The sequence below is a fragment of the Tabrizicola sp. BL-A-41-H6 genome (assembly GCF_050632395.1).
Taxonomy (GTDB): domain Bacteria; phylum Pseudomonadota; class Alphaproteobacteria; order Rhodobacterales; family Rhodobacteraceae; genus JAUYQR01.
The window spans coordinates 2,889,666-2,902,441 of sequence record NZ_CP192600.1 but is presented as its reverse complement, the minus strand read 5'-3'; the positions used below and the strand labels follow the sequence as shown (position 1 = coordinate 2,902,441).

Sequence of the window (12,776 nt, the reverse complement as noted above, 5' to 3'; positions counted from 1 at the left end):
GGCACCAGATGACCGACGCGCCCGAAAAGATCCGCTGCGATGCCTGCCCGGTGATGTGCTACATCGCGCCGGGGCAAACCGGCGCCTGCGACCGCTACGCAAATGCCGGTGGCCGCATCGTGCGCACCGATCCCGTGGTGATGCTGACCCACGCGCTCGATGTCGGCCACCGCATCGTCCCCTTCGCCCTGCGCGACTGGGACGGCGATCCCATCCCCTCCGGGCCGATGCCCGCCGACACCACCGTCACCGGCATCGGCTCGGGCACCACCTACCCCGATTACAAGCCCGCGCCCTTCATCGTATCGTCCCGCGTCGACGGTGCCGACATGGTCACCGTCGTCACCGAGGCGATCTTTTCCTACTGCGGCCTCAAGGTGAAAATCGACACCGACCGCTTCCTCGGCCCCGAGGGCGCCGTCGTGCGGGCGGAAGGTGAACCGGTCGGCCATGTCACCACCGCCGAATACGGCAGCCAGATGCTGTCGCTTGGTGGCGTCCATCACCTGACGGGCGGCAGCAAGGCCGAAGGCCGCGTCACCTGCGCGGCCATGCTGGCGCTTTGCAACGGCGATGCGGTGACGCTGGTCATCGACGGCGGGTCTACTGTCACCGTTCAGGCGGGCCACCCGCCCATAGTCGACGGCAGGCCTGAGCGGCGGATGCGGGTCGGCTGCGGCTCGGCAACCATCGGCATGTTCGCCAGCCAGTGGCTCGGGCTGGTGGACGAGGTGGTGGTGGTCGACGACCACATCACCGGCGTTGTGTCGGAACACCAGGCGGGCCGCGTGCTTGGCTGGCAACCGACAGGCATCAAGATCAAGGGCCACCGCTCCACTCCCGGCCGCTATTTCCGGGTGTCTGAACCCGGCCTTGGCTGGGGCGGGACAAAGCTGACCGATCCCCTGGAAATCCTCGGCGACTGGAACCCGAAAAAAGGCGCGCGCCCGGGACTGACCCTCCTGATGGTCTCCACCACCGGCGAGGAATATGCCTACTACGCCCTTGACGACGCCCTGATCCCGCAGCCGCGGCCCCTGCCGGACAGGCTGAAGGCCACTGTCGGTCTGATCGACGAAAACTGCGAACCGTCGCTCTGCACCGTCCTCTTCATGGGCGGCGCGGGCGGGTCCTTGCGCGCCGGAGTGACGAAGAACCCGGTCCGCCTGACCCGCTCGGTGCAGTCCGGCATCACCCGCCTCACCTCCGGGGGGGCAGAATGCTACATCTGGCCCGGTGGCGGCATCACCTTCATGGTTGATGTGACCCGGCTGCCGAAAGGCGCCTTCGGCTACGTGCCCACCCCTGCTCTGGTAGCACCGTTGGAGTTCACCCTGCCGCGCGAAGATTACCTTGCGATGGGCGGGCATGACGAGGTGGTGCGCAGCCTTGACGACATCATGGCCAACGGCGGCGAATACCCCACCGCCGCGCGCCTCGAACCTTGGCGGAGCGACGGAATATGATGGCCCCCGCCCAAGCCCGCCGTCTTGGCGATGGCCGCCTGCATCTGCAGCACGGGCCGATCGACCTGATCATCGAGGCCTGGGGGGCGCCCGATGCGGTTGCCGATGCCTACTGCCGCGCCGCGCGCCGGTTCGACACGGTGCTGACCGAACTGGTCGCTGAACTGCCGCTGTTGCGTGCGGTGGGTGCGGCCCCGACCGGGGTCATTGCCTGTCGCATGGCGCGCGCGGTGGCCCCGTTCCGCCCGACCTTCATCACCCCGATGGCTGCGGTCGCGGGGGCGGTTGCGGAAGAGATTCTGGCGTCGCTGGTCGGCCCCGGCATCCTGAAGGCCTATGTCAACAACGGGGGCGACATTGCGGTTCACCTCGGCCCCTTTCAAAGCCTGACCTGCGCGATGGCCGAAGGGCAGGGTAGCCTGACCCTCTCCGGGCAAGATACCGCGCGGGGCATCGCCACCTCGGGCTGGGGTGGGCGCAGCTGGTCTTTCGGCATAGCCGATGCCGTTACCGTGGTGGCGCGCACCGCCGCGATGGCGGATGGCGCCGCCACGATGATCGCCAATGCAGTCGACCTGCCGGGGCACCCCGCCGTCACGCGCCGCCCGGCGAACACCTTGCAGGCCGACACCGACCTTGGGGACAGGCTTGTCACCACCGCAGTAGGCCTCCTGTCCGACACCGACATCGCCCGCGCCCTTGCCGCGGGCCTTGCCGCCGCCGAAGCCTTTCGCGCCCGTGGCCTGATCGATGCGGCGGCCCTTTTCCTGCATTCATCGTGTCGCGTCAGCGGCCCGCATTTCCTTGGTACACATCTTCCGGGCACCCATTCCCTGCCCGCACGGGAGCCCGCTTATGTCTGACTTCACCATCCGCAAGATCGTCCTGCAAGTAGAGGAAATTTTTCACGAAGGCGGCCCCGTCGCCACCCCACCGGCCCTGAAAGGCGCGGTCTACGCGATCTGCGCCAACCCTTTTGCGGGCCGCTACGAGCCGAACCTGCAACCGGCGATGGAGGCACTGAAACCCCTAGCGCTGACCCTTACCGACCGCCTTGTCGCGGCGCTGGGCGGTCGGGCAGGCATCGACGCCTATGGCAAGGGTGCCATCGTCGGCGAAAACGGCGAGCATGAACACGGCGCGATCTGGCACGTCTCGGGCGGCTACGGCATGCGCGACCGGCTGGGCGAATGCCGCGCCATCGTGCCCTCGGCGATGAAGGTCGGCGGCATGGGAACCACGCTCGACGTGCCGCTGGGCCACCTGAATGCGGCCTATGTCCGGTCGCGCTTTGATGTCATCACCATCGCCTGCGAGGACGGGCCGCGCGCCAACGAAGTGCTCTTTGCCCTTGCGATGGCACGCGGAGGCCGCGTGCACAGCCGCATGGGCGGGCTTGAGATTGAACAAGTGAAGGGGGAGGACGGTTTGCGGTGACATCGCATCCGGCGCCAAAATTCTTTGAAGGGTTTTGCCAGGAATTTTCCAGAATTCTTGGGTGTGCCGGCGTCGGCGTGGCGCTCACCTCCGGAACCGCCTTCGCCTGCGCCCTGCCGCCCTCGGTGATCCTGACCCTGCCGACAGGCCATTACATCACCGGTGCTGCACTGACCGTCGGGCTGACCGCGGTCCTAGGTGCGCTTTCGCACCGCCTGCCAAGCCTGACCCCGGTCACGCTCTTGGAACGCCGGGTCTTGGTGCCGGGCGCCGTTTCGTCCTACATCGGGTTTCTGGGGTTTCTCGGCCTGATCCTGATTGGCCTTTTCGGCAGCCGCGACCCGATGCACAACCTGATGACCCTGGTGTTCTGGACCGGCGTCTGGATCGCCATCCCCCTCGGCTCGATGCTGATGGGCAACCTCTGGCGCCCGATAAACCCGTGGACCGGCCCAGTCCGCATTGCCCGCACGCTGATCGGCCGCACCGGTAGCATAGGCCTTTCCCGCTGCGGCCATCTGCCCGCGATCCTCGGCTACGCAGGCTTCGTCTGGTTCCAGATGGTGTCGCTTTCCCCCGACGATCCCGCAGTGCTGGCCCTTACCGCGCTGGCCTACTGGGGGGTGATCTTCGTCCTGGCCGTTCTGGAAGGCGAGGACTGGCTGGAACAGGGAGAGTTCCTGACCGTGCTTTTGGGGATGATTGCCAAGGTCTCGCCCCTCTGGCTTCGCATTGACGGCAACCGCGCAAGGCTGATGGCGGGCTGGCCCGGCGCGCAGGTGCTCGCCTCGCCGCCATTGACCCCTTCGGCCACCATCTTCGTCACCCTTGCGCTTGCCGCCCTCACCTTCGACGGGCTGGCGGAAACCTTCTGGTGGCAGGCGCTGATCGGGGAAAACCCGCTGGAACCGACCGGCCGCTCCGGCGTGATGGTGCAAAACACCATTGGCCTGCTTGCCGTCTGGGTTCTGACCCTGACGCTGATCCTTGGCGTCATCGCCCTTGGCCGCCGCCTTGGTGGCGCGGGCTTTGCCACCGGCCCGGTGATGCTGTCGTTCCTTGCCATCGCCGCAGGCTACCACGCCGCGCATTACCTTGTGATGCTGCTGACCGCCGGGCAATACACCCTTGCCGCGCTGAACGATCCGTTCTTCGTGGGCGAGGCGTGGCTGGGCTTGCCGCCCTTCTACGTCTCGTTCGGGTTCCTGACCGACCCCTCGGTGATGCCGCTGATCTACGCCGCGCAGTTCGTAGCCATCCTTGGCGCGCACCTGCTGGCAGTGGTCCTTGCGCTGAAATTGGCGGGGCAGGGCGCGCGGCCTCTGGCCCACCTGCCGCTGACCGCCCTGATGGTCGCCTATACCGTGCTTGGTCTCTGGCTTTTGTCCACCGCCAGAACCGGATGAAACCAGTGGACAACCTCGGGCATCCCGCCCACCCTTGACCAACGAACAGCCTCCGCCAGAGAGGCCCGCAACAGTGGAGAGAGACAGACATGACCGACAGGACTTCGCTTTTCATCCCCACCCGCCGCTCGCTTCTGAAGGGCGGCGCCGCAGGCCTTGCGCTTGCCGCCATGCCCGGCTTCGTCGGTGCGCAGGCCGCACCGATCAAGGTCGGCTTCCAATTGCACCGCACCGGCATCGGCGCCTCCTACGGCCGCTGGTACGAACGCACCGCACAAGCCGCGCTGAAACTGATCAATGACGGTGGCGGCATCAACGGGCGCCCTGTCGAGATCGTGTTCGAAGATGACGCGACCGACCCGAAGCGTGGCTCCGAAGTGGTCGAGAAACTGACCACGCAGGCTGGCTGCGACGTGGTGATGGGTACGCTTTTCTCTCATGTCGTGATCGGCTCCGCCCCCCGCGCGGCCGAACTCAAGGTGCCTTACCTTGTCTGCTCCGAAGGGTACCACGTCGCCTCCGGCATGTTGAACCGCTGGACGCTGCAACCCGGCATCACCGATGTGCGTAGCCAGATCGCCTCGATGGCGCCGTGGGTTTCGGCCAATCTCGGCAAGAAGATCACGATGATCTTCCCGGATTTCGCCTTTGGCCACGATCACCGCGATTTCTTCACCGCCGCGATGAAGGCCCAAGGCGGCGAGGTGATCGCCCAGATCGCCATTCCGCCGACCGAAACCTCCTTCACCCGCTACTTCCCGCAGATCCCCGCCGAAACCGAGGTGCTTTACCACGTCATGGTCGGCCCCGCCGTCCTGACCTTCGTCAAGGAACTCGGCGAATTCTATGGCTCGGGCACCAAGCCTGCGATGTTCGGCTTCATCGACAGCCTGGAAGCTGTCGACACAGCCACCCCCGGCCTCGAATTCCTCGAAGGCAGCTACTTCTGGGAGGCGCACAATCGCGTCAAACCGGCCGATGCGGGCGAACACGAGGCCGCCTACCGCGCCGCTGTGGGGGTTGATGACAACGGCGCAAGCATCAGCGATGCCGCCGACGTGTCGACCTACAGCCACATGTTTTCGACCTGGGAGACGCTCTTCTTCCTGAAAGCCGCGATGGAGGCCTCGGCCTACACCGGCCCCGCCGACCGCCAGAAACTGGTCGAGGCGATGGAGGCGATGTCCGACTTGCCCTACGGTATTGAACGCCCGCAAGGCGCCAAGATGTTCAACGGCAAAACGCATCAGGTGTTCGGCACCCAGAACATCAGCCAAGTGCAGGGCGGCAAGCTGATCCGCGTGCACCAGACCTCAATGGCCGATGGCGCCTATGAAGACGCGGTCGACTACACGGCGACCTCATTCTGATCGGTTCGCAGCGCATGACACCGCAGGCAAGATCGCTTCCCCTCCCCCTCGTGGGGAGGGGAGAGGGGAGGGGGGCACCGCGGAAAGGCGTGCCTGCCATCATCCCCGTCTCGCTTCCGCACACCGGGGGCAGGGAAGCACTCTTGCCTGTGCGGCGCTCCGCCCACCCGGGAGCCTTCTGACGCATGGCCTTCGGACCTTTCCTGCTTCTGGCCCTGATGGAGGGCATGGTCACCGCAGCCGTCCTTGCACTGGCGGCATCCGGTCTCAGCCTCGTCTTCGGGGTGATGCGCGTGGTGAACGTCGCCCACGGTGAATTCTACATGCTCGGCGCTGTCATCGCCTGGGCGGTCGCGTCCTTCATGCCCGGCCCGCCCGCCGTGGCATTCGCCGCCGCCCTCGTCATTGCGCCCCTCCTTGTGGCAGCCCTCGCTGCGGCCGCCGACGCCCTGATCCTGAAGCGCCTGAACTACGATCCCGAGGCGACCATAGTCGCCACGATCGGCCTGCTTTACATGATACAGCAGGCCACGCTCAGCATCTACGGACCGAACGCAAACCCGGTGAGCGCACCTTTCGAATGGCGCATCCAGCTGCCGTGGTTCGGCTATTCCGGCTACAAGCTTTTCGTGATCCTTGCCGCCGTGCTCGTCCTCCTTGGCCTGTGGGCGATCATGACCCGCACCCGCGCCGGCCTCATTATGCGCGCCACGCAGGTGGACCGGACCACGGCGCAGAGCTTCGGTATCAACGTCGACCGCGTCTACATGGGCACCTTCGCTTTCGGTGCGGGCCTTGCCGCCCTTGCGGGCGTGCTGATCGTCCCGATCCAGCAGGCCCATTACCTGATGGGGGGCGATCCGCTGCTCCTTTCCTTCATCGTCGTCATCATCGGCGGCCTCGGCTCCCTGCGCGGCACCGTCATCGCCGCCCTCTTCATCGGCCTCTCCGACGGGGTGATCTCGATGATGTTTTCACCGACCCTCGCGAAGATCATCGCCACGCTCCTTGTCGCGATGGTGCTGGTGTTCCGCCCGCAAGGCCTGTTCGGGGCGAAGGCATGACCGTAACCGCAAAGGTCTGGGCCCTGCATCTGGCATTGCTCGCCGCCCTCTACGTCGCGCAGTTCCTGCTGCCGCCCTATTACGGCACCAACCTCGCCCGCATCATGGTGCTGGCGGTGTTCGCGATGGGTTACAACCTCGCCTTTGGTTACACCGGGCTTCTCAGCCTCGGCCACGCGCTGTTCTTTGTCGCGGGCATGTATGGCATGGGGCTGCCAAGCTACCTGCTGGAATGGACCGCCCTTCCTTCGCTGATCACTGGCCTTCTTGCCGGGGGCGCGGTCGCCGCCGCCGTGGGCCTTCTGGCGCTGCGCACCGCCGGCGTCAGTTTCATGATCGTCACGCTGATGTTTGCCCAGGCCGGCTACCTGACGATCCTCTACCTCGCGCCCTATACCGGCGGCGACGAAGGCTTTGTTATCGAAACCGCCGGCCGCACCGTCGCCGGCCTCGACCTCGCGCTTGACGGCTACCGCTACACCTTCGCCCTTTTTCTTTTCGCCGCCGCCATGCTCGCCTGCCTGATCCTCGTCCGCTCGCCCTTCGGCCGCACGATGGTCGCGATGCGCGAGAATGAGGAACGCAGCCGGATGCTGGGCTACAACCCCTTCACCATCAAGCTCGCCGCCCTTACCATCTCCGGCCTCTACGCCGGGGCGTCGGGGGCAACCTATGCCATCCTCTTCGGCTACGTCGGCGCCAGCTTTGCTACCATCCAGTATTCGATCCTGCCGATGCTCTATGTCCTTCTGGGCGGGGCCGGGACGGTGATCGGCCCGTTCCTTGGCGCCGCGTTGATGTTCACCTTGATCGAGGCGACGTCGGGCCTCACCTCCGCCTACCTGTTCCTCGTCGGCGCGGCCCTTGTCGCCCTCGTCCTCTTCGCGCCGAAGGGCATCCTCGGCACGATCCGGGAAAGGTGGGTCAAATGGCTCCCCTGATCGAAACCCGTGACCTGACGCTGCATTTTGGCGGCCTCCGCGCGGTCGACGGGGTGGATTTCACCCTGCACGCGGGCGAGATTCACGCGCTGATCGGCCCGAACGGCGCGGGCAAGACCACCTTCGTCAGCCTCCTCTCTGGTCGCCGTCTACCGCAGTCCGGCACGATCACGCTGGTGGGCGAAGACATCACCCGGCTTCCCGCTCACGCGCGGGTCCGCAAGGGCATCGCCTACACCTTCCAGATCACCTCGATCTTCCCGCGCCTGACCGTGTTCGACAACGTGGCGCTTGCCGTGCAATCCCGCGGCGCCCGCGACCTTGGCGCCAAAACCCACGCCGCGCTTGCCCGTGTCGGCCTCGACGCTCTTGCGGGGCAAGAGGCGCAGACCCTCAGCTACGGCCACCAGCGCCTTCTGGAACTGGCGATGGGCCTTGCCCTCAATCCCCGCGTCCTGATCCTCGATGAACCCACCCAAGGCCTTGCCGCCTCGGAAATCGAAGGCTTCAAGACTCTTGTGCGCAGCCTCGCCCCGGCCACCACCGTGCTTCTGATCGAACACAACATGGACCTCGTGATGGACCTTGCGACCCACATCACCGTCCTCAACTTTGGCCAGATCCTCGCCACCGGCACGCCAGCCGAAATCCGCGCCAACCCTCATGTGCAGGAGGCCTACCTTGGCGCTTGAGGTCGCGTCCCTTACTGCGGGCTACGGCCCCGTCACCGTGCTTCACGGCGTCGACTTCCGCGCCGAACCGGGGCAGGTGACCTGCATCATGGGCCGCAACGGGGTGGGCAAATCCACGCTCCTGAAATGCCTGATGGGCCTTGTCCCCGCGACCTCAGGCACCGTCACGCTGGACGGCACGCCGCTCCAGTCCCTGCCACCGCACGAGGTGCCAAGGCGCGGCCTCGCCTATGTCCCGCAAGGCCGCCGCCTTTTCGGGCCTCTCACCGTGGCTGAAAACCTCGCCGTCGGTGACCTCGTCAAAGGCCACGACCCCGACCGCCTCGACCGCATCCTGACGCTGTTCCCGCGCCTGCGCGAACGCCTTGTGCAAACCTCCTCCACCCTCTCTGGCGGCGAACAGCAGATGCTTGCTATCGCCCGCGCGCTTTGCCTTGAACCGAAAGTCCTCCTCCTCGACGAGCCAACCGAAGGCCTGCAACCCTCGATGATCACCCTGATCCAAGAGGCTGTGCTGACCCTGCGCGCCGAAGGCACCGCCATCATCCTTGTTGAACAACGCGTCGATGCCGTGCTGAAAATGGCCGACCGCGTCGCCTTCATGGTCGCAGGCCGGATCGACGCAACCTTGCCGGTGGCGGGCCTGGCGCCCGACGCGCCGGCCTTCCGAACCTACGTGGGTGTGTGAATGACCGGACTTGTCGCAGGCGTCGATGTGGGCGGCACCTTCACCGACCTCGTGATCTTCGACCCCGCCTCGGGTGACGTGCGCCTCGCCAAGGTGCCGACAACGCTGCCGAACCAGTCCGGCGGCGTGCTGGCCGCATTCGAGGCTGCGGGCGCCGACCTCAAGGATATCGACCTCATCGTTCACGGCACCACTACAACCACCAACGCCGTCCTTGAACGCGCGCTTGCCAAGACCGGCCTCATCACCACGATGGGCTTTCGCGACGTGCTCGAACTTGGCCGCCGCACTCGGCCGCACGCCTATGGCATGCACGGCACCTTCACGCCCGTCATCCCCCGCGACCTCCGGCTGGAAATCCCCGAACGGATGGACGCCAAGGGCCGCGTCCTGACGCCGCTAGACGAAGATGCCCTTCGCGCCGCTGTCCGTCACCTTGCCGACCAAGGCTGCGAAAGCCTTGTGATCCATTTCCTGCATGCGTACGCCAACCCCGCCCACGAACGCCGCGCGGCTGAGGTCGCCGCCGAGATCTGGCCCAACCGCTACATCACGATGGGCCACGCGCTTCTGTCGGAAAGCCGCGAATACGAACGCGGCGTGACGGCGGCGGTCAACGCCTCGGTGCAGCCGCTGTTGGAACGCTATGTCGCTCGGTTGGCCGAACAACTGGCCCTGAAAGGATATTCCCGCGACCTTCTGGTGATGAACGGCAACGGCGGCATGGTCGCAGCCAAGGACGTGGCAAAGGAGGCGGTCAAAACCGTCATGTCCGGCCCCGCTTCGGGCGTGATGGCCGCCGTCGCCACCGGACGGCGCGCCGGAATGCCCAACCTTCTGACCTATGACATGGGCGGCACATCGACCGACGTCGCCATGATCCGGGGTGGCATCGCCCCCGTCTCGAACGAGATTGAGGTGGAGTATGCCATGCCGATCCACGTGCCGATGGTCGACGTGCGCACCGTCGGCGCCGGCGGTGGTTCCATCGCGCGGATCGACGCGGGCGGAATGCTTCGCGTCGGCCCGGAAAGCGCGGGCTCCACCCCCGGCCCGATCTGCTACGGTCGCGGCGGCACCCGCGTCACCATCTCAGACGCGAACCTGATCCTCGGCCGCCTTCCCGCCGCCCGGTTCGGTCAGGCGGCCGAGGCCGCACGGCAAGCCATGCAAGACCAGATTGGCACACCCCTCGGCCTGACCACCGAAGAGGCCGCCGAGGCTGTCATCCGCATTGCCAACACCCACATGGCCGGCGCGATCCGCATGGTGTCGATCTCTCTCGGTGCCGACCCCCGCGACTTCGCGCTTTTCGCCTTTGGCGGGGCAGGGCCGCTCCATGCGGTAGCCCTCGCCCGCGAACTGGCGATCCCCCATGTCCTGATCCCCGCCCGCCCCGGCATCACCAATGCCCTTGGCTGCGTGGTGGCCGACCTGCGGCATGATTTCGTCCGCACAGTGAACCGCCCGCTCGATACCGCCGACATGGCCGACCTCCACGCCGTTCTTGCTGGGCAAGAGGCCGAGGGCCGCCGTCTGATCGCCGCCGAAAAGATCACCCTCACCGCCACCCGCGCCGAATACTCCGCCGACATGCAGTTCGTCGGCCAGACCCATCTGCTGCGCGTCGCCCTCCCGAACGCCACCCCCAGTCGCGAGGATCTGCAATCACTGTTCGAGGCCGCCTACCACGCCCGCTTCCGCGTCGATCTTCCGACGATCCGCGCCAACCTCGTCAACCTCAACACCTCCGTCGTCGGCCAGCGCGCCGAACTTGACCTATCGAGCCTGATCGACCCCAAGGGCCGCAAGCCCACCGCCACGCCCACCGATACCCGCCGCGTCTGGTTCGACGGCTGGCACGACACCCCGGTCTACTGGCGCGACCACCTGCCGCTGGACCTGCACCTCACCGGTCCCGCGATCATCGAACAGATGGATACCACTAGCATCATCGACCCCGGCTGCACCGTCACCTCGGACGCCGATGGCAACCTGATCGTGAAAGTTCCGCAATGATCGACCCCGTCACCCTTGCGGTCATCCAGGCCGGCCTGCAGCAGGTCTGCGACGAGATGGACCTAACCTTCTCCCGCGCCGCCTTTTCCCCCGTCATCGCCGAGGCCGACGACCGGTCCGACGGCATCTATTCGGCCACCGACGGCAGCCTGATCGCGCAGGGCTCACGTGGCCTGCCGGTGTTCGTCGGCGTCATGCAGTTTTCCACCCGCACCATCCTTGACCGCATCGCCAAGGGCCTCACCGCCGCCCCGGAACCCGGCGACGTCTACATCGTCAACGACCCCTACCTTGGCGGCACGCACCTGATGGACGTGCGCTTCGCGATGCCGGTCTACCGGGGGGGCGAAATCTTCTGCTGGCTGTCCAACACCGGCCACTGGCCCGATACCGGCGGCGCAGTTCCCGGCGGGTTCTCCGCCAGTGCCATCAGCGCCGAACAGGAAGGGCTGCGCATCCCGCCGGTCAAGCTGTTCAAGAAGGGGCATCTCGATACCGAGATCTACCAGATCATCTGCTCCAACATCCGCGTTTCCGAACAGCGCATCGGCGACGTCAAGGCACAGGCCTCGGCGCTTCTGGTCGGCGCAGACCGCCTCGCCACGCTGCTGGACCGCTACGGCGACGCGACCGTCACCGAAGCCATCGCCGAAATGCGCCGCCTTGCCGCCAAACAGATGCGCGCGATGATCGGCCTCATTCCCGACGGCACCTACAAAAGCACCGCCTTCATCGACAGCGACGGCGTGGTGAACCAACCCCTGACCATCGCGCTGACCGTGACCAAGGCCGAAGGCGCCCTGACCTTCGACTTCGCCGGCTCCTCACCGCCCTGCATGGGGCCGATGAACTCGGTCCGCGCCACGACCTATTCAGCGGTCTACCTTGCCATGCGCCACATCTTCCCGGACGTGCCGATCAGCGCGGGCGCGTTCGAACCCCTCACGATCATCGGGATCGACGGCACTTTCCTCGACGCGCACTACCCCCGCCCGGTGTCAGGCTGCGCCGCCGAAGTCAGCCAGCGCATCGCCGAAGCGGTGTTCGCAGCCCTCGTGCAACCCTTGCCCGCCCACGTCACCGCCGCGCCCGCCGGAACCTCCGGCAACTTCGGGCTTGGCGGACATGATCCCGAACGTGGCCGCGACTACGTGATGTATCAGATCTCGGGCGGTGGCTACGGCGGCAACGCCCTGCACGATGGCCTTGCCAACGGCTGCTCCACCATCGGCATTTCCAAGGCCCCCCCGGTCGAGATAATGGAACAGACCTATCCCGTCCTATACCGCCGCTACGCGCTGCACGAGGGCTCTGGCGGGGCAGGGCAGCATCGCGGGGGCTTCGGCCTTGATTACGAGATCGAACTGCTGCGCGGCGAGGCTCGCGCCAGCTTCGTGATGGATCACGGCCGGGTCGGCCCGCAAGGTGCCTTGGGCGGGCAGGACGGCGCGGTTAACCGGGTCGAGGTGATCCGGGGAGGCGAAACGCTGATTCCCGAACACCTGTCAAAGGCGCAGGACATCGCGCTGAAACCGGGCGACCGAGTGCGCGTCCGCACCCCCGGCGGTGGCGGCTACGGCCCGCCCGCCGACCGCGACCCCGCTCTGGTCGCCGAAGACGTGCGCCTTGGCCGCTACAGCCCGGATCAGGCCGCTAGCCTTTGGCCCGCCGGGAAGTAGTCCTTCCCGGTCCT

The 12,776-nt window shown here is 66.4% G+C and carries 11 protein-coding genes; all 11 read left to right on the top strand.

What is annotated here, in order from left to right; all coding sequences use genetic code 11:
• Nucleotides 1-8: 8 nt before the first annotated feature.
• Nucleotides 9-1,466: a 6-hydroxynicotinate reductase gene (locus ACROUL_RS14175; RefSeq protein ID WP_431300111.1), complete on the top strand. Its 1,458-nt coding sequence runs from the start codon at nucleotides 9-11 to the stop codon at nucleotides 1,464-1,466.
• Nucleotides 1,463-2,329, top strand: a complete 867-nt coding sequence (locus tag ACROUL_RS14170) for a UPF0280 family protein (RefSeq protein WP_431300110.1) — start codon at nucleotides 1,463-1,465, stop codon at nucleotides 2,327-2,329. Before ACROUL_RS14175 ends, ACROUL_RS14170 begins: the two co-directional genes overlap by 4 nt.
• Entirely contained in the window at nucleotides 2,322-2,903 is a 582-nt protein-coding gene (locus ACROUL_RS14165; protein ID WP_431300109.1) for an amino acid synthesis family protein, read from the top strand. The genes ACROUL_RS14170 and ACROUL_RS14165 overlap by 8 nt, the downstream gene beginning before the upstream one ends.
• Nucleotides 2,904-2,980: 77 nt before the next feature.
• Nucleotides 2,981-4,309, top strand: a complete 1,329-nt coding sequence (locus ACROUL_RS14160; protein ID WP_431300108.1) for a hypothetical protein — start codon at nucleotides 2,981-2,983, stop codon at nucleotides 4,307-4,309.
• 89 nt (nucleotides 4,310-4,398) lie between these two features.
• The gene (locus ACROUL_RS14155; protein WP_431300107.1) at nucleotides 4,399-5,679 is read left to right on the top strand and encodes an ABC transporter substrate-binding protein; all 1,281 of its coding nucleotides are present in this window, start codon (nucleotides 4,399-4,401) and stop codon (nucleotides 5,677-5,679) included.
• A 185-nt stretch (nucleotides 5,680-5,864) separates the two neighbouring features.
• Nucleotides 5,865-6,743: a branched-chain amino acid ABC transporter permease gene (locus ACROUL_RS14150; protein ID WP_431300106.1), complete on the top strand. Its 879-nt coding sequence runs from the start codon at nucleotides 5,865-5,867 to the stop codon at nucleotides 6,741-6,743.
• On the top strand, nucleotides 6,740-7,684 hold the full coding sequence (locus tag ACROUL_RS14145; protein ID WP_431300105.1) for a branched-chain amino acid ABC transporter permease: 945 nt from the start codon (nucleotides 6,740-6,742) through the stop codon (nucleotides 7,682-7,684). The genes ACROUL_RS14150 and ACROUL_RS14145 overlap by 4 nt, the downstream gene beginning before the upstream one ends.
• Nucleotides 7,672-8,376: an ABC transporter ATP-binding protein gene (locus ACROUL_RS14140; protein WP_431300104.1), complete on the top strand. Its 705-nt coding sequence runs from the start codon at nucleotides 7,672-7,674 to the stop codon at nucleotides 8,374-8,376. The genes ACROUL_RS14145 and ACROUL_RS14140 overlap by 13 nt, the downstream gene beginning before the upstream one ends.
• Nucleotides 8,348-9,064: an ABC transporter ATP-binding protein gene (locus ACROUL_RS14135; protein WP_431300103.1), complete on the top strand. Its 717-nt coding sequence runs from the start codon at nucleotides 8,348-8,350 to the stop codon at nucleotides 9,062-9,064. Before ACROUL_RS14140 ends, ACROUL_RS14135 begins: the two co-directional genes overlap by 29 nt.
• Nucleotides 9,065-11,083: a hydantoinase/oxoprolinase family protein gene (locus ACROUL_RS14130; RefSeq protein ID WP_431300102.1), complete on the top strand. Its 2,019-nt coding sequence runs from the start codon at nucleotides 9,065-9,067 to the stop codon at nucleotides 11,081-11,083.
• Nucleotides 11,080-12,762, top strand: a complete 1,683-nt coding sequence (locus ACROUL_RS14125) for a hydantoinase B/oxoprolinase family protein (RefSeq protein ID WP_431300101.1) — start codon at nucleotides 11,080-11,082, stop codon at nucleotides 12,760-12,762. The genes ACROUL_RS14130 and ACROUL_RS14125 overlap by 4 nt, the downstream gene beginning before the upstream one ends.
• Nucleotides 12,763-12,776 lie beyond the last annotated feature (14 nt).